The sequence below is a fragment of the Streptomyces sp. NPDC005483 genome, assembly GCF_040606035.1.
Classification (GTDB): domain Bacteria; phylum Actinomycetota; class Actinomycetes; order Streptomycetales; family Streptomycetaceae; genus Streptomyces.
Genome location: NZ_JBEXEA010000037.1, coordinates 1 through 17685, shown reverse-complemented (window position 1 = coordinate 17685; position 17685 = coordinate 1). Strand labels below are relative to the sequence as shown.

The window sequence follows — 17685 nt, the reverse complement described above, 5'->3', positions numbered from 1 at the left end:
GTGCGGCGCTCCGGCGTGCCGAATCCCTCGCGGGCGGCGGAAGCTGCCTGGTCGTCGAGCCGAACGTATCGGCCGAGCCCGGGGAGAACACCAACCCCATGGCCGGTCCCTCGCCTCTTCGCCCCCATCGCGCCCGTCTGTCTGCCGGTGGCGCTCGTAGAACGGCCCCACACTCTCGGCAACCCACGCCGACCTGGACGCCCTCAGAGGGATCAGCGCCGAGGTCGGTCTGGGCAACTGGCGGCTCGTTGTCGAAACCTTCACCGCACAGCGTCTACGACGTCACGCGGTGACGCAGGTTGCTCAAACGCGTTGGTTCCGGCGAGCTGATCCAGGTACGGTCGGGCATACTGCCGGGACCTTCACTCGCGCAACCGCGGGCGGCGCCTACCAACCGCGCCACACATTGTCGAACGCGGCGCTCTCCACATCCCGCCGCAGGCGTGCGGCCTCCAGCTCCATCACCGCGTCACCGACGGCGGCCAGCACGGTCGTGACGGCCTCGCCGAGGGAGCTGTCGTCGCGCTCGGGCTGCTCGTCCTCTCCCCCTTCAGTGATCGCGTCTTGGACGCCCAAGGCCGCCAGCAGGTTGGCGAGAACGGGCTCGCCGGATGCCTTGCGCTCCTCCGCCTCGCGGCGTTCCTGCGTATCGGCCAGCACAGCCGGCCCGGACAGCAGCCGGAGCCCGTGGCCGTGCGGATGAACGACGAGTCCGGCCCGCTCCAGGCCGTCGGCGTATGCCGGCACGAGGTCGTCGGCGCGACGCCACAGCCACTGGTGGATCGTCTCGTACGGCTCGTGCCGGACAAGGGTGGCGTCCGCCTGGTCCAGCAGTGGGTCGTCGGACACCGTCCGCAGACCGGCCCCCACCAGAGGCCCGGGGACCATGCGGTCGCCGTCCAGGCTCAGTGCCCCGCGCTGCAGCAGATCGATCGCTTCGGCTCCGGCGAGCGCGAGCGACAGGTCGCCCTGGCCCGTGACTTCGCCGGTGGGCAAGGCAAGGGCAACAAGCACCAGGTCACGTGCGGTGCTCACGAGTCCCTCCTCGTCTCCAGCAGACGCAGCCACACCTCGCTGATGGTGGGGAAGGCAGGTACGGCGTGCCAGAGCCGTTCGACCGGCACCTCCCCGGTGATGGCGACGGTCGCCGAATACAGCAGTTCGTCCACGCCGGGTCCGACGAAGGTGGCGCCGACGACGACCTGCCGCTCCCGGTCGACAAGGATGCGGGCCCTGCCCCGGTAGTCAGGGCGGTACTGGATGGCGCCCGCGACGTGCCCGAGATCGTAGTCGACGACCTCGACGTCCCGGCCGAGGCGCTCGGCCTCCCGCGTGGTCAGGCCGACGCTCGCGACCGGGGGATCGGTGACGACGACGCCGGGAACGGCCACGATATCGGCTGTGCTGCTGTGCGGCGACCAACGGCCCGTGTCCAGTTGCTCGCCCCGCGCCCGAGCAGCGATCACCGAACCGGCGACACGGGCCTGGTACTTGCCCTGGTGGGTGAAGAGTGCCCTCCGGTTGACGTCGCCGACGGCGTACAGCCACTCCCCCGGCACCGCGGTGACGGTCAGGCTGTCGTCGACGGTGAGCCAGTCCCCCGGCTCCAGCCCCACGGTGTCGAGCCCGATGTCCTCCGAGCGCGGAGCACGGCCGGTGGCGAAGAGGATCTCGTCGGCGGTCAGTTCGGTACCGTCCGAGAGCCACACCCGGACCTCACCCCCACCCTTGCCGTCCTCGCCGCCCGCCCTCTTGGCATCCACGACGGAGACGCCGAACCGTACGTCCGCTCCGGCTTCCCGCAGCCGTTCGGTGACCAGCTCGCCGGCGAAGGGCTCCATGCGGGGCAGCAGTTCGTCCTCACGGGCCAGCAGGGTCACCTGACTGCCCAGGGCCTGCCAGGCGGTGGCCATCTCGACGCCCACCACACCGGCGCCCACGACCACCAGGCGCTCCGGCGGCTGCTGGGCGCTGGTGGCCTCCCGGCTCGTCCAGGGGCGCAGCTCCTCGATACCGGGAAGCGGCGGCAGAGCCGCACGACTGCCGGTGCACACGGTGACCGCGTGCCGGGCCCGCAGCCGTACGGTGTCGCCGTCGGGGGTCACCACCGACACCTCGCGCTCACCGGTCAGCCGGCCGTGCCCGCGCACGAGGTCGATGCCAACCGACTTGATCCATTCGACCTGGTCGTCGTCCTTCCAGTGCGCGGCCATGCGATCGCGATGCGCCAGGACGGCGGCGACGTCCAGCGGTCCCTTGACTGCGGGGTCGAGCCCCGGCACGTGCGCCGCGTCAGCTCGAAACAGGGCGGGTCGCAAGAGGGCCTTGCTGGGGTCGCAGGCCCAGTACGAGCACTCGCCGCCGACCAGCTCGCTCTCCACGATGACGGTGCTCAGACCGGCGGCGGCGGTCCGGTCCGCGACGTTCTCACCGACCGGACCAGCGCCGATCACTATGACGTCGTATGTGCGTATGTTGTCGGTCGGCATGTGTCCTCCGGAGGATGTGTGCCAGGCGGATGGGTTGGGGTCGGGTCTTTTCAGCGGCCGGGAGCTCGCTCAGTGACCTCCTGGAGGAACCACTCATTGCCGTCCAGGTCCTTGAAGGCGGCGAACGTGCCGTAGCTGGCCCGCTCCGGGTGCAGGCCCAGGACGCGGTGGGTGTCACCGGCGTGGTGGAAAGCGCCCGTCTCGTCGCGGAAGGGTCCGTAGACCTCCACGCCGTACGAGGTCAGTTCCTCCTGAGCCTTGAGGATGTCGGTGACGGTTAGCTGCAGGCCATGGAGCGTCCCCGGCTCCTGCGTGGTGAGTCCCTCGCCGAAGATGATCGAGCACTCGGAGCCCGGCGGGGTCACCTGAACGATCCGGTACCCGTCGTTGATCGGGAAGTCGGCGTCGAGACGCCAGCCGAGGCACTCGACGTAGAAGCCCTTGGCCCGGTCCACGTCGGAGACGGGCAGAATGACGACTTCGAGCTTCATGTCCATGGCTGTGATCTCACTTTCGGTGGTGGGATGCCCTGCGCCAGCGGGTGCCGTGCGCCCAGTGTGGGCCGGGGCGACATGTGTCGCCTCAGTCAAGTGACGGTGAGTCTGAGTGCGTTGGCCGATTCGTTACCGAAGCCACCGCACCTGACGTCCGTGAGATACGTGTGTCTGGTGGGCCCCGGTACGAGGGCCCGGACCGAACACGGAAGGACAGACCTTGAGAAGACTCCTCCCCGCCTCGCGCACCGGCCGCGCGCTGACGGTGGGTGCCGCCCTGCTCTCCGCCGGCGCCGCTCTCGCCCCGGCCGGTACGGCTACGGCGAGCACCGGCACGGAGAGCAGGCACCGGGTGGACTACGTGGCCCTCGGCGACTCCTACGCCTCCGCGCCGCTCGTCCCCACCCAGGTCGACGCGACCTGTCAGCGCTCCGACCAGAACTACCCCTCGCTGGTGGCGCGTTCGCGTTCCGCGAGGCTGACGGACGTCAGTTGCGCGGGTGCCACCACCGAGGACATGACGGTCTCGCAGACCGAGGGTGTGCCGGCGCAGTTCGACGCCCTGAACCGGGGCACCGACCTGGTCACGGTGACCGTCGGTGGCAACGACATCGGTTTCTCGACCGTGCTGGGCACCTGCGCCCACCTGACCTCGGGCAACCCGGCGGGCGCCCCCTGCCAGGCCCACTTCGCGGGCAGCGGCGCGGACCAGATCACGGGCGCGATCTCCGCGACCGGGCCGAAGGTCGCCCAGGTGCTGCGGGGTATCCACCGCCGCGCGCCGCACGCGCGTGTCGTGGTGGTCGGCTATCCCGACCTGTTCCCCGAGGACGGCGTCGGCTGCACCAGCAGCAAGGTGCCGCTGGCCGCGGGTGACTTCGCGTGGCTGCGCGACAAGGAGAAGGAACTCAACGCGATGCTGGCCCGCCAGGCCCGCCGCGGTGGGGCCGAGTACGTGAACACGTACACGCCGACCGTCGGACACGACCTCTGCAAGCCGACCGGCGAGCGGTGGATCGAGACCTTCGCCCCCGAGACCCCGGCGGCGCCGGTGCACCCCAACGCCATGGGCGAGAGCGTGATGGCGACCGCGGTGCAGGATGTTCTCGCAGGTCACGGCCGACGTCACTGACGTTCTTGCGGTGCGGGGTGGCCGGTCCGGCACGATTCGGTGCCTGGTCCGGCCGCCCTCCCCTGGGTCGGGCCGCCCGTCAGATGAAGCTCCCGGGCCCGGGGCCGTACCCCGCCAGCACCGCGCTCTCCGCCCAGCCCCATACCTGCGTGTCCGTCGGCCAGTCACGGCCTCCCTCGGCGACCGGGCCGCCTCGAGACATCTGCTCGGCAGTGGCACGCTCTCCAGGAACTTCACCGGAGGCGCGCCGGTAGTGTGCACGACGTTTCTCGGCGGCACGTACACGTATGTGCGTCAGGGAGACCATGTCGGGTTCTCAGGCGGCGGCGCTGGCGTTGATGGTGACCGGGACGTTGTCGCGCGTGGCCTTGGAGTAGGGGCAGATCTGATGGGCGGCGTTCGCGAGCTCCTGGGCGGTGGCGTCGTCGACGCCGCCGAGCACGGGGCTGAGGACCGCGGAGAGGGAGAACTCGCCGTCGTCGCCGTGCGTGAGGGTGATCTCGGCGGTGATCTCCGTGCTGGTGAGCCGGATCTTGCGGACGGTGGCGGCGCGACGCAGGGCGCCGAGGAAGCAGGCGGCCCAGCCGGCGGCCAGCAACTGCTCGGGGTTGGTCGCGGTGCCGGCGCCGCCGAGCTCCTTGGGAAGGGCGAGGCTCGTCTCCAGCAGGCCGTCGGAGGAGCGGACGTGACCGCCGTTGCGGCCCTCTCCGTCGACGTTGACGACGGCGGTGTAGCTGACTGCCATGACTGTGCTCCCCATCTGGGTCGAGTGGTCCTAGTACGCCTCTGACCAGGACACTCTTTGTGTCACCGGTTGAGGAAGTGACGCAATCATGGCAGCCGCCATCGTCACCCGTCAAGGTGGTGACTGACGCTTTGCCGATTCATGTGACGGCTGTCGCCCTTGTGACATGTCCCAGGTGTGCCACCGGCATCGAGTGACACCCGCCGCACGGCCGACGGATTCTGTCGCGCAGATGAACGGCACGCAGCGCGCCGGGAGAGGCACGAAACCGATGAGACAGATCCGCTTGTTGGCGACGTTCACGGCTGGCGTCGCCCTCGCCACCGCGGCGATCACCCCGACCTTCGCCGCCCCGACGAACGGGCCGCCCACCGAGGACACGCCCGAGGCCGCTTCCGGTACGGCGACCGTCCGCCTGATCACCGGCGACCGCGTGACCGTGGCCCAGGGCACGGACGGACGGCAGACGGCCTCGGTACGCCCCGGCCCCGGGCGCGACGGCATCGTCTTCCACACCTTCGAACAGGACGGACGCCTGACCGTCCTCCCCTCCGACGCCTCTGCCCTGGTGGCCGGGGGCCGCCTGGACCAGACCCTGTTCGACGTCACCGCCCTCCTCGCCCAGGGCTACGACGACGCCCGCACCGATACACTGCCGCTGATCATCGGCACCACCGGCCCGACGGCCGCCCGCACCGCCGACAAACTCACCGCGTTCGCTGAACAGGACTCCCCCACAAGGGAGTTGCCGAGCATTCACGCCCGCTCACTACACGTCGCGCAGGTGCACTTGACCCGCTTCTGGAACCAACTGACCCCCGACACCACGGCGGCGAAGGCAATTGCGGTCCCCCGTGTCTGGCTCGACGGCCGGGTGAATGCCGTACTGGACCGCAGCACCGCCCAGATCGGCGCCCCGGCCGTCTGGCAGACGGGCGCGCACGGCGAGGGCGTCAAGGTCGCGATCCTCGACACCGGCGTCGACCAGACCCATCCCGACCTGGCCGGACGCATCACCGAGACCGCGAACTTCTCCAGCAGCCCCACCACCGACGACCCCTTCGGCCACGGCACCCACGTCGCCTCCATCGTCGGCGGCAGCGGCGCGGCCTCCGACGGCACCCGCAAGGGCGTGGCCCCCGGCGCGCAGCTCCTCGTCGGCAAGGTGCTCGGCGACGACGGCAGCGGCTCGGAGTCCCAGATCATCGCCGGCATGGAATGGGCCGTCACGCAGGGCGCCAAAGTCGTCAACATGAGCCTGGGTTCGCAGGCCCCGAGCGACGGCACCGACGCGATGAGCCAGGCCGTCGACGAACTCTCCCGCACCAGCTCCACGCTCTTCGTCGTCGCCGCGGGCAACAGCGGCGCGGACGGCACGTCCACCGTCGGCTCACCCGGCGCGGCCGACGCGGCGCTGACGGTCGGAGCCGTCGACCGCGACGACAAGCTGGCCCCCTTCTCCAGCCGCGGCCCGCGCACCGGCGACGGCGCGGTCAAGCCGGACGTCACCGCGCCCGGCGTCGGCATCGTCGCCGCCCGCGCCACCGGCACCACCGACGGCGACGTGGTCGACCAGTACTACGTGGGGTACTCCGGCACCTCCATGGCCACCCCCCATGTCGCGGGCGCCGCCGCCCTGGTGGCCCAGCGCCACCCCGACTGGACCGGCCGCCGGCTGAAGGACGCCCTGGTCAGCACCGCCCGCACCATCACCGGCCAGCGGGTCACCGAACAGGGCGGCGGCCGCGTCGACGCCGCCGCGGCGGCCCTCGGCACGCTCACGGCGACCGCCACACTCACCCCGGGTCCCTTCCAACTCACCGACGCCGCACGCGCGTTGGACCTGACGTACACCAACACCTCCGGCCAGGACGTCACCCTGAACCTGGCCCCCCGCCTCACCGACAGCGCCGGCCGTCCCGCCCCGGCGGCAGCCCTCCGCCTCGCACAGTCCGTCCGCGTCCCCGCCCACGCGACCGCCACCGTCCCCCTCACCGTGGACCCGGCCAAGGCCGGCCAGGGCACCTACTACGGCTACATCACCGGCACCCCCGCAGCCACCGGCACCCCGGCCGTCCACACCACACTGAGCCTGATCGTGCACGGCCCCACCCACCGGCTGACGGTGCGGACGTACGACGAACACGGCGACCGTGTCCCCGCCCAGCCGCTCATCTGGGGCCCGGCCGGCTTCGTGACCTACACCGACCCCGAGCACGGCATCGCCGAGGTCGAGGAAGGCACCTACCAGGTCAACAACACCTTCCTCGGCACCGCCCAGGACGGCCAGGAACTGCGCGAGGTCGTCCTGCCGGAGGTGAAGGTCACCAAGGACACCACCGTCACCGTGGACGCCCGCGCCACGGTCCCCGTCCAGATCCGCACCCCGCAACCCGCCGAACAGCGCGGCATCCTCAGCTACCAGACCTACCGCGAACTCGACGGCCACGGCCTGCTCCAGGGCACCATGTTCTTCGACATCGCCAAGCGGCTCTACGTCAGCCCCACCCCCCAAGTCCGCACCGGAACCTTCGAGTTCGCCTCCCGCTGGCAACTCGTCGCTCCGCTTCTCGAGGCACGCGCCACGGGCCTGCCCGGCCCGCTCAACGCCTACTACATGCCGGACTCTCCCCTCTTCGCCGAGCGCGGCACCACCCTGCGGGCCGTCGACGCGGGCGACGCCGCAGCCCCGGTACTCAGGGGCGTCCGAGGCCGGCTCGCTGTCCTCACCGACGTACAGGGCACCGGCACCGGCGAGGCCCTCAAGCGGCTCGCGACAGCGGGCGCCCAGGGCGTCCTGCTGATCCACTTCGACGACAGCCCCTGGACCCGCTGGAGCCCGAACGGCGACCGCTCTCCCCTGCCGGTCGTCCGCATCGGCGCCACCACCGGAGCCGACCTCCTCAAGCGACTCCCCCACCGCACCACCGAGGTCACCTTCCACGGCACGCCCCGCAGCCCCTACCTCTACGACGTGATGCAGGTGTCGAAGGGCCAGATCCCGCAGCAGGTCATCCACACCGTCTCCGCCCGCAACAGCGCCGTGGTGCGCACCACGTACGCCGACAACGGCGGCCTCGGCTGGGCCTCCGAGCAGCGCTTCGCCCGCCGCCCCTACCAGCAGACGGCCTGGCTCCAGTACAGCCGCTACGCCCCCACCGGTTTCACCCGCACCGAGTACGTCAGCGCCAGCGACACGATCTGGCAGCACCTGGTCCACCACACCACGATCTACGACCCCGACGTACCGCTCACCCTCGGCCTGCGCGACACCCCTCGCACCTACCAGGCCGGCACCCGGTCGAAGGAGACCTGGCAGGGCGCCGTCGTCCGCCCGTCCATCCCCGCCGACACCACCGACCCGACCGTCCGGCAGGGCAACGTACTGCGCCTGCGCATACCGGAGTTCACCGACTCCCAGGCCGGTCACTGGTCCCGTGCGCTGGCCGACGGTGGTGGCATCGGCACCGGCCGCACTCAGGCAGCCGGCGACACGGTGACCGCGGACCTGTACCGCGATGGCACCAGACTCACCGGTCTCGACTCGGCATGGGCCGACGTCGAGGTGCCCACCGGCACCGCCAACTACCGCCTGGAGCTGGACACTTCCCGCTCCTCCCCGGACTGGGACCACGCCCCCGCGACGCAGACGACCTGGTCGTTCCGCTCCGGCCCCACCGACCAGCCCACTGCCCTGCCCCTCCTCCAACTCGACTACGCCGTACCGGTCGACGCCCACAACACCGTCCGCCGAGCCGGTTCCTACGGCGTGGACGTCACCGTCCGCGCCCAGGACGGCGCCCTCGTCCCACGCGCTCCCCAGGTGCGGGTGGAGGTCTCCTACGACGACGGCCGCACCTGGCACCCGACGAAGGTCCGCAACCGCGGCCATGACACCTTCCGGGCCACGCTGAAGCACGGGCCCGGCTCCGCCCTGGTGACCCTGCGCGTCACGGCCCGCGACGCCGCGGGCAACTCCGTCAGCCAGACGGTCCACCGCGCCTGGTCCGAACGCCGCTGACCAGCACAGTCCCAGGGGGCGAGAGGTCCGTACGGACCTCTCGCCCCCTGCCGTTGTAGGGCCCTGGAGTACAGTCCTCGGAAATCCTCGGATCGTTTACTCCACAACGAACCGGAGGGGTCTGGGGGATGCTGGAAGCCGCGGGAGTCTCACCCGAACAGGAGATCGTCTACCGCCTTCTGGTGACCTCGAGCGGAGCAACCGCCGAAGACATCTCCCGACGCATAGGTGTGAGCGATGCCGAGAGCACACGTGTGCTCGACTCACTGGTCCGCCAAGGCCTGGCCAGCCCCACTGACGGCACACCTAGGATGTTCCGTCCCGTCCCCCCGGACGTTGCTCTCCTCCCTCGCATCAAACACACCGCCGACGCCCTGGACACGGCACGCGCGGAGGCGGACCGGCTGCTGGAGACGTACCGCGAGACCGCACGCCGCCATGACGCCGGACAACTGCTGGAGGTCATCACCGGAGCGGAGGCGCTGCGCCAGCGCCTGAAGCAGATCCAGGTCAACGCCCGTGAGGAGATGCTCTGGTTCTGCCGCGCCCAGTACGTGGCCATGCCCTCGGGCAGCAACACGGAGGAGTTCGAGGCCCTCGCCCGGGGCGTGCGCTACCGGGTGCTGTACGAGAAGGCCTTCTTCGACGACGAGGGAGCCGTCGACAACGTCGTCGCGGGTGTGCGGGCCGGTGAGACGGCCCGTTCAGTCCCTTGGCTACCGCTCCGCCTGGCAATCGCCGACCGTTCCTTGGGCATCTTCCCCCTGGTGCCGGGTGGCCCCCAAGGCAGCCCCGGCGAGCCCACCACGGCCCTGGTCAGGGACAGCAGTCTCCTCGACGCCCTGGTCGCGCTCTTCGAGAGCTACTGGGAGAACGCTGTCCCCCTGCATCTCTCGGAGTCGGGCGACACCCTGGCCACGGACGACACCACCCCGCACCCTGCCCTCTCCCCCGCCGACGGCAAACTGCTGTCCCTGCTGGTCGTGGGAGTCGCCGACAAGGCGATCGCCACCCAACTGGGCCTCAGCCGAAGAACCGTCCAGCGCCGGATCCAGAGCCTGATGGAACGGGCCGGGGCCGGAACCCGTATGCAACTGGCCTGGCAGGCAGCCCGGCGCGGCTGGCTGTAGCACAATTCCGACTCCCCTGCGGGACTGGCAAGTTACGGCAACGAGAAGCCAAGCTCCAGCGCGGCGTCCGCCAGCCCGGTGGCACCCCACCGCGTCACCGCCTGCTCCGTCGTCGACAGCGAGCGTACTTCGGCGCGATCCAGGTACAGCACCCCGTCGAGGTGATCCGTCTCATGCTGCACGATCCGTGCGGCCAGCCCCTCGTACTCCTCCACGAGACCGCGCCCCGTCTCGTCCTCGCGCATCAGCCGGATCCGGTCGGGCCGCGCCACCACGGCCTGCCAGCCAGACACACTCAGACACCCTTCGAAGCTCGCCGCTCGGGCCCGACCTACCCCCCTGTACGAGGAGTTGATCAGCACGGTGAACGGAACGGGCTGCTGACCGCCCTCGATCAATCGCTGGGAAAGCCCGGCGGGCGTAGCCAACGCCGCGAGCCGCAACGGTAGTCCGACCTGGGGCGCGGCCAGTCCGACCGCCCCGTTGATCTGCTCCATCGCCTCGCGCATCTTGGCGATGAACTGCTGGAGCATGTTGTCGTCGAGCTGACCGTCGTAGGAAGCGGTCGGCTGTCGGAGTACCGGGTCTCCGGCCTGAACGATAGTCAGCGACCCCGGCTTCTCGATGAGCTGATCCACCCGGTCGGTGAGTTCATTGCTTCCCATGCCTGGTAACCGAACGCGGACCGGCACGGGTTCATGCAACACCCCAAGGAGTGACGCAGGTCACTTCGAACACGTTATCTGGAGCTCTACAGAAACGGAAAACGCACGGACGGCCACAGAGGCTTCGTCGGGAGAATCGTTCTGAGCGAAGAATCGAACTGTTCGAACAGCGCCCCGAATGCCCGGACTTATCCCATTCACGCGCGAGCCGGCGTGATTCCTCGAACGAGCACCCTTCCGACCAGCTTTGCGAGCTGAGCCGCGAGGACCTGGAGACCTGACGCGTCTGAACGTCACCGCGTCCTCGTCAAGCGGTCTGGGCACGCAGACCCTCGAGATGGTCGGCGAACCGTACGAGGACGCCGACGGTGTGCCCTACCCCCACCCTCTTGGTGATGTCGGCTCCCGCTCTCTTACATTGTGAGCCACGCCTCAAAGGCCTGTGAGCTCCGTGTGCAGCGACAGGGGCTGACGAACAGGCAGGCGATCGGACCCCACCAGGAGCACGGACCTCAACCTGCACGCGCGCGAGTGCGCTGAACCGAAGTCGGGGCTATTACGCCGTAATAGTGAAAGCGCCTGTGGCCGGCACGCGAGGGTTCTCGTGCCGGCCACAGGCGTGCTGAAACGGAAGTGAGCTCAGGTCTTAGATCCAACCCGCTGGCTCTGATGCTCGTTGAGGATGTCCAGCATCTTGTCGAACTCGGTGTCGCTCATCTTCTGGATGAGGTGCATGGCGATGAACGCGCCGTCGTCGTAAGGAAGTCGGCGAGCAGGCCCCAACTCGGCCTTGGCCAGGTCCGTCTCACTGGAGAGGCTCTCAGCGGGTCGGGGATCGGGCACCGTCTCCGTCTGCTGGGAGGCAGGTGCCTCCTGAATCTCAAGGTTAACCACCCCCACCGCTACCGGAGTTGTCTCGGCGGGAACGGGGCGAGGAGGGGCAACGACCTTGGTCGACTGGCGGCTCGAAGCGTCCTCGGACACCTCCCGACCGTCAACTGCCTGAGACGGCACGGACGTAGTAGCCGCGGGAGCAGCTTCTGCGGGAGCGGCTTCCTCGACGGGCTCGACGACCGGGGGAACCGAAGGCACTCTGGGCACCTCCTGCGCCCGACGCTCCGCATCCTTGCGCGCCCGTTCCGCCTTGAGCTCCTGGAGGACGGCTTCCTGCCGGTCGTGCGATTCCTTGGCGACGGACCGCAGGAGTTCGACCGGCTCCTCCCCCACCACTGCCTGGAGTTCCGGGCTCAGATTGAGCAGTGCCAGCCGCTGGGACACCCACCCCTGGGACTTGTGCAGCCGCTTGGCGAGCTTCACCTGCGAACCATAAATGGAGAGCAGACGCTGCAGGGCCCGTGCCTCATCCAGCGGGTCAAGGTCGTTGCGGTGGATGTTGGCGACGAGCGCGGATTCCAGGATGGCGTCTCCGTCCTCACCCTGCTCGTCGTCGACCATGACGTTGAGATGCGTGAGGCCCGCCTCGCGAGCGGCGGCCAGTCGGCTGCTGCCGTCCACGACGACATGGGTGGTGTCGGGGTCGAGGTCGCCGGCGCGAGCCGGGTTGGCCTTGATGTAGGCGTCACGGTTCATGACCGTGATGGCCTGCTTCTGCCCATGCTCCTTGAGACTGCGGGTGAGTTCACTCAGATCACCAAGGGTGGTCCGAGGGTTCTCGGGGTTGGGACTGATCCGGCTCACCGGCAGCCGGGACGGAGGAGCCACCCCGTCTGTCGGCACTCCGGTCGCTGCCCCGATCGCGGCTCGGCGCGCACTCACGGGCCTGGCTGATCCCCCGAAACGGCCCGCACCCAACTGGTCGGCCTTGCTCATGAGATCTCCCGGGCCAATGCACGCATGGCCACGGCCTGCTGTGAGGCGGGCGCATAGCTCAGGAGAGGCTGCTTCATACGGACGGCTTCCTTCTGTTCCTTGAGGTCGTTGATGAGGCCGACGACTCGCGGATCCTTTATGTCGATCCATCCCTGGAGCGACGAGGTGGCGATGTAGCCACGCCGGCCGTCGTAGAGGTTGACGACGATGCCCAAGTAGTCGATGTCGAGAGCGAGGTCGGTGCGGAGATCCTCTATCTGGTTGGTAAGCAGGTCGTAGGCGTCGGCGGAACTGTCCTCGGCCTGGACGACGATGAGCGCTCCGGACTGGCCCGGTCCTTCGCCGTCACGCCGACGTCCGTAGTAGGCGGCCGCGTCCATGCTGAGGCCGAGGCTGGGCGGGCAGTCGACGATGATGACGTCGTAATCGGCTTCGAGCGGCAGGAGTGCTCGCTCAAGAGCTGCCTCGCGAGCGCGGACCGCGGAGAGACGGACGTCGAGCAGGAAGGCGTCGTGGCACGCGGGCAGCAGATGGAGTCGTCCACCGAAGTGGTCCTCGTCGACGGAGACGATCAGGTCCTTCAGCTCACCCTTGGGATCGCCGGCCATGTGGTTGGTGAGGCTGTCACCGTTCATCACCAGGGGCGCCGCGCCCAGTTGGTTGGTGAGGTGGCACTGCGGATCGAAGTCCACCAGGAGGACGCGGAGTCCGGCTCCAGGGAGCTTCTCGATGTCGAGCGGGTGGGTGTCGGGGACGCCCGCCTCTTCGCCCTCGGATTCACCGGCTCGCAGGGCGGACGCCAGCGCCTTGGCGACACGTACGGGGAACAGCCGGTTGGGGTCCTCCGCCAGAGCCTCCCCCACTCCCGCCGTGATGGCGGTCTTCCCCACGCCGCCCTTCTGGTTGCAGACAACGATGCGACGGGTGATGTCTGGGCGCTGCACGTCGGGCGCGAGGTTTGTGTCGAGCCAGAGCTGAACGGACTGGGCGAGCCCCTGAATCAGGGAGACCCGACGGTCCTCGGCGATGCTGCGAAACTCCTCCCACTGACCCGGCGGCAGGAAGGTGGAGAAGGACTCGGCCCCGGCGGTGTCGACCGAGGCGGTGGCTGAAGCAAGGTCGCACCAGGCGGCGATGCCCTGCTCGACAGCCGTCTGGATCTCGATGCCGAGTTGGGCAGTTCTGACTTTGAGGTTCTGCCGGAGCCATCCCGGCAGCTTTGAGACGACCTTGGCTCGGTCGCTTGAGGTGGCTGGCATACTCATGGCGCTACCTTACTAACGTCGTAGATCATCCGTTGCATCGACACGTTAGTTATTGCGACTTGGTGACCTGGCGTGCCCTGACACCCCTATTACGGCGTAATAGCTCGCCCGGGTTCACGAGCCGCGCCGGGCCCCACCCACACTCCTCCGCCCGACCTCTCCCCCACAACCCCTCAAGCCCTCCGAACCTCTCCCCACCAGACCCTGGGCCCGACCTGTCGGGCCCTCAGGCCTATTACGGCGTAATAGGCCTGAGGGCCCGAGCAGCACACCCCCACGCCCCGCCCTCTCCACCGACCTCAACGCGGACACCACACCGCACCCGACCAGAACAGCAAACGTGCACACGTCTAAGAGAGGGCGACCTGGCGGCTGGCTGTCGGCCTGCTGCTCTCCACCTCGCCTCGACCTATTACGGCGTAATAGCTCCAGCGGTGTCCGAGCAGCCAAGGTCCTCGCTCTCCTCCCGACCCTGTTGGAGCTCCAGGGCAGCATCCAGGGCGAGTCGAGCGTCCTCGTCGAGGGCGACCGAGCGGGCCGTGGTCTTCTCCAACTTGGTCAGGGCTCGCAACGCAGCATCCAGATACCGCTTCAGACTGACCATCTGCAGCGGGGTCCGACAGTGCGGCAGCACCGCCTCGATCTCCTCCAGCCAGTAGTCGGCGTCGTCATCCCGCACCAACGCTTCACGGTGTTCCAGCAATCGAGTGGCCACCGGCACCAGGAGCTCATGCCGACGTTGCGCTGCTTCCTGAGCCCGACGCTCGGCGGCCTGCTCCCAGGCAAGCCGACGCTCTGCCTCAAGAACTGCCTCGGGAGTCCGACGCACATGACGGACTTGGCTGCCCGGCCCGGGAGTCTCTTCGCGCAACTCGACGGCCTTGAGCCGCTTCGCCTTGTTGTAAGCAGCGTTCGCCGCACCCACTGCCAAGGCGGGCGCCAGCTCGATCCACTGCGCCCCCACACTCCGCGCATCATTCACGGCACGCGCCTGGTGAACCTCGGTCTGCTCACGCAGGTACTCCCACAACTGCACCCGCTTCACCGCAGCCGCGCGCTGCATCTCTACTGGCTGCCTCCGCAATGCCTGGGCGTGCTTCTCCGCGTAGAGCAGCGCCCCGAACAACTCCTCATCGGCAGGCATCCGTTCCACGTCAGGATCTTCTGCGTCCTCGTGCATCTGCCGTAGCTCACCCACGACAGCCGACGCATCAAGTGACCCGATCCGCATCGGCGCCCTGAGCAGCGGTTTCGTGGGCCGGGCCGAACTCCGCGTGCGTTTCGTCATGTCAGCATCCTGTCCCGCCAAACCCCGATTCACAGAATGTGAATCAACTTTAGCCGGGGGAGTCCGAGGTCACTACCTATTACGCCGTAATAGCCCTCAAGGCCCAGACACCAGAGAACAACCCCTGCTGGCACCGAGACCTCCTACCGGAGCTGCACGTTGGCTTAAGGGACGACTTGATCACCGGAGCCAAAGGCCTCCCAAACGGCTCCGCGTTGGGTCGAGCTACGGAAGGCACGCCCTCTCCCGAGCATCCCGCCTTCGGTGCCCGGTGGCGGCCGGCTCCGGCACCCCGGCTGGCATCCCCACCCGAGGCCCCCAAGCAGAGAACCCCCTATTACGCCGTAATAGCTTCGCCCAAGCTGCAAGAGGAATCGCGCTGTCGAGGCCGTTGCCCCAGGATGTCTCCAACCGAGCTTGCCAAGGCACTGCTTGTCTGCTGAGCCGCAGCGCCACCCACGGCTCCGGGCTGTGCGAAGTGCGCTGAGTGGTCGAGCGCGCCTGCGCCTGGCTACGAACGACGCGCTGCTCATCAGGGACTACTCGACCTGGTCTGCGGCCTCCTGTGCCTTCGACGCCTACGGAACTCGTTTATGACGTACTGGCGCTGGCTGCGGGACGGAATGGTGCACGGGGCTAACTGCAGCTTCACGAAGGGTTGCTGGTCGAAGTCCTGCCCCTGCTCGACGTCGTCCCAGCGAGCTCGGCACCCGCCGGGGGGTGCCTCTATGTCTTTCGTCAAGCGAGGCGTGGGGTTCGAGGTTCGTAGAAGGTGCCGTCTCGGAGCATCGCGAACAGCACGTTGATCCGCTGACGGGCCAGGCGGAGAAGTGCTTGGGTGTGGGTCTTGCCGCGGGCCCGGCATCGGTCGTAGTAGGTGCGGGAGGCGGGATCGTGGAGTGCAGCGAACGCCGACAGGAACATCGCCCGTTTGAGCTGCCGGTTGCCGCCTCTGGGCGCGTGTTCTCCATGGATCGAGGTCCCCGACGACTTGGTCGTCGGGGCCAGGCCGGCGTAGGAGGCCAGGTGAGCGGCGGTGGGGAAGCTGGTGCCGTCGCCAACGGTGACCAGCAGAACAGCGGCGGTCCTGACCGCGACCCCGGGAAGCGAGGTCAGGACCGCGGAAAGAGGGTGAGCCTCCAGCAGCTGTCCGATCTGCGCCTCCAGTGCTCGTCGCTGTTCGTGGACGGCCGTGAGCGAGCGGGCCAGGGACGGGATCACGAGGTCGAGGGTGCCGGTTCCCGGGACCACGACGGTCTGCTCGTCGAGCGCGTCGAAGACATCGTCGATCAGCCGGGCAGCCATGCGCGGAGCCTTGGGCCGGATCACCTCAACGAGCTTGCGGCGACCGGCCTTTCGCAAGCTGGACGGGGATCCGTAGCGTTCCAGCAGCCAGGTCACCGCGGGGTGGTCCAGGCGCGGTCCGAGGACGCGTTCCAGGCTGGGGTGGAACTGGGTGAGCAGGCCGCGTATCCGGTTGGAGGTGCGGGTGGCCTCGGCTGCGAGGTCCTGGTCGAAGCCGACCAGCACGGTCAGTTCGGCGGTGATCTCGTCGGTCACCTCCAGCGAGCGCAGGGTGTGCGGCATCGTCCTGGCGGCGTCGGCGATCACGGCCGCGTCGCGGGCGTCGGTCTTCGCCTCGCCCGGGTAGAGATCGGCGATCCGTCGCATGGACAAGCCGGGGAGGTAGGCGACCTTGCAGCCGGCGTCCCGGGCGACGGTCAGGGGCAGGGCTCCGATGGAGGCGGGCTGGTCCACGATCACCAGTACGGTGCCGAACTTCGCGGCCAGCTTGTCGAAGACGGCCCGCAGTTTCGGCTCGCTGTTGGGCAGTTGTTTGTCGAAGACCTTTTTGCCGGCCGGGGTGAGCCCGTGCCCGTGATGGGTGCTTTTGCCGACGTCCAGGCCGAGGAAGACGCCTACGTCGTCGATGTTGTCCAACCCATCCTCCCGAACAAGGTTCGTGTGGTGCTGGCCAGGGCGTTGGCGTCGTATGCGCGCATCCACGTTATGCAGACCTGCCGCCCGCAAGCGGCCGGGCATTGCGCCAGGCCAGGCGGTAGTCGGACCTCTCATCAGCGTCTCCAACGGCGCCTCTCGGGCCCGGCGACAGCACCCCCCCGGATCATCAAGGACAGGGGCAACGAGTCATACCGGCCCCGAAGGCCACGAACCCGAACCGGGCTCTACGAAAAAGGTAATGGGCGAGCCTTCGCCTGGCTCCACGGCTTCGAGCGACTCCGCGGTCGCCGGGAACGCCGAGCCGATATTCGCGAATCCCTTCTCAAGCTCGCCGGCTGTCTGATCGCCCCACCGCCAAGCGCTGCCAGCGTCGCCGTGCTGGATCGGCGCGTCAACTTTTCGCGGAGTCAGGGGAGTGCCATACCAATGACCAACCAACGGATCGCGGGACGAGCCTTACTCCGGCAGATGTACGACGCCTCATACTTCCCTGATCACGTGGTCGACAGGGAGCGAGATGGAGACGGTTGCGCGTGCGTGGATAGGTCCTTGAGCGTGAGCCTGTCTGGTGTCGGCGTACACGTGAACGTACACAGCCGCGTACGGATGAACGTGCTCAGTTCTTGATGCGGTGAGGTTGGCGCGTCGGCAGTCTGCTCCTGTG

The 17685-nt window shown here is 68.7% G+C and carries 12 protein-coding genes and 3 pseudogenes; 6 read left to right on the top strand and 9 right to left on the bottom strand.

Features of this window, described 5'->3' with window-relative positions; genetic code table 11:
* Window positions 1-387 precede the first annotated feature (387 nt).
* From ABZT06_RS41735 to ABZT06_RS41725, 3 genes are read right to left on the bottom strand one after another with little or no spacing between them, the layout of a single operon-like run.
* Window positions 388-1035, bottom strand: a complete 648-nt coding sequence (locus ABZT06_RS41735) for a GPP34 family phosphoprotein (RefSeq protein ID WP_355753117.1) — start codon at window positions 1033-1035, stop codon at window positions 388-390.
* Window positions 1032-2489: an NAD(P)/FAD-dependent oxidoreductase gene (locus ABZT06_RS41730; RefSeq protein ID WP_355753115.1), complete on the bottom strand. Its 1458-nt coding sequence runs from the start codon at window positions 2487-2489 to the stop codon at window positions 1032-1034. Before ABZT06_RS41730 ends, ABZT06_RS41735 begins: the two co-directional genes overlap by 4 nt.
* Before the next feature lie 50 nt (window positions 2490-2539).
* Window positions 2540-2986, bottom strand: a complete 447-nt coding sequence (locus tag ABZT06_RS41725; protein ID WP_355753113.1) for a VOC family protein — start codon at window positions 2984-2986, stop codon at window positions 2540-2542.
* Window positions 2987-3203: 217 nt separating this feature from the next.
* Between ABZT06_RS41725 and ABZT06_RS41720 the strand changes: the two genes are divergently transcribed.
* Window positions 3204-4115, top strand: a complete 912-nt coding sequence (locus ABZT06_RS41720; protein WP_355753111.1) for an SGNH/GDSL hydrolase family protein — start codon at window positions 3204-3206, stop codon at window positions 4113-4115.
* Window positions 4116-4431: 316 nt separating this feature from the next.
* Here ABZT06_RS41720 and ABZT06_RS41715 read toward each other — a convergent pair whose 3' ends face one another.
* Window positions 4432-4860, bottom strand: a complete 429-nt coding sequence (locus ABZT06_RS41715) for an organic hydroperoxide resistance protein (RefSeq protein ID WP_355753109.1) — start codon at window positions 4858-4860, stop codon at window positions 4432-4434.
* A gap of 271 nt (window positions 4861-5131) precedes the next feature.
* Between ABZT06_RS41715 and ABZT06_RS41710 the strand changes: the two genes are divergently transcribed.
* Complete coding sequence (locus ABZT06_RS41710) at window positions 5132-8881, top strand: S8 family peptidase (protein WP_355753107.1); 3750 nt, start codon at window positions 5132-5134, stop codon at window positions 8879-8881.
* A 128-nt stretch (window positions 8882-9009) separates the two neighbouring features.
* On the top strand, window positions 9010-10011 hold the full coding sequence (locus ABZT06_RS41705; protein WP_355753105.1) for a helix-turn-helix domain-containing protein: 1002 nt from the start codon (window positions 9010-9012) through the stop codon (window positions 10009-10011).
* A gap of 32 nt (window positions 10012-10043) precedes the next feature.
* Here ABZT06_RS41705 and ABZT06_RS41700 read toward each other — a convergent pair whose 3' ends face one another.
* Window positions 10044-10649 carry a peptide deformylase gene (locus tag ABZT06_RS41700; RefSeq protein ID WP_355753103.1) on the bottom strand — a complete coding sequence of 202 codons (606 nt, stop codon included), beginning with the start codon at window positions 10647-10649 and terminating at the stop codon, window positions 10044-10046.
* 281 nt (window positions 10650-10930) lie between these two features.
* Here ABZT06_RS41700 and ABZT06_RS41695 point away from each other — a divergent pair.
* Window positions 10931-11055, top strand: a pseudogene (locus tag ABZT06_RS41695) (DUF2000 family protein); the annotation flags it as partial.
* 260 nt (window positions 11056-11315) lie between these two features.
* Here ABZT06_RS41695 and ABZT06_RS41690 read toward each other — a convergent pair.
* From ABZT06_RS41690 to ABZT06_RS41680, 3 genes are all read right to left on the bottom strand, one after another.
* A complete protein-coding gene (locus ABZT06_RS41690; protein ID WP_355753102.1) occupies window positions 11316-12506 on the bottom strand; it encodes a ParB/RepB/Spo0J family partition protein in 1191 nt (396 codons plus the stop codon).
* Window positions 12503-13771: a ParA family protein gene (locus ABZT06_RS41685; RefSeq protein WP_355753100.1), complete on the bottom strand. Its 1269-nt coding sequence runs from the start codon at window positions 13769-13771 to the stop codon at window positions 12503-12505. Before ABZT06_RS41685 ends, ABZT06_RS41690 begins: the two co-directional genes overlap by 4 nt.
* A gap of 412 nt (window positions 13772-14183) precedes the next feature.
* Window positions 14184-15059, bottom strand: a complete 876-nt coding sequence (locus ABZT06_RS41680; RefSeq protein WP_355753098.1) for a hypothetical protein — start codon at window positions 15057-15059, stop codon at window positions 14184-14186.
* Window positions 15060-15495: 436 nt separating this feature from the next.
* Here ABZT06_RS41680 and ABZT06_RS41675 point away from each other — a divergent pair.
* Window positions 15496-15652 (top strand): annotated as a pseudogene (locus tag ABZT06_RS41675) (IS5/IS1182 family transposase); the annotation flags it as partial.
* A gap of 145 nt (window positions 15653-15797) precedes the next feature.
* On the opposite strand, the gene ABZT06_RS41670 reads toward ABZT06_RS41675, so the two are convergent.
* Window positions 15798-17000, bottom strand: coding sequence for an IS110 family transposase (locus ABZT06_RS41670; protein WP_355753097.1), 1203 nt, complete (start codon window positions 16998-17000; stop codon window positions 15798-15800).
* 264 nt (window positions 17001-17264) lie between these two features.
* Between ABZT06_RS41670 and ABZT06_RS41665 the strand changes: the two are divergent.
* Window positions 17265-17366, top strand: a pseudogene (locus ABZT06_RS41665) (IS5/IS1182 family transposase); the annotation flags it as partial.
* Window positions 17367-17685: the final 319 nt, after the last annotated feature.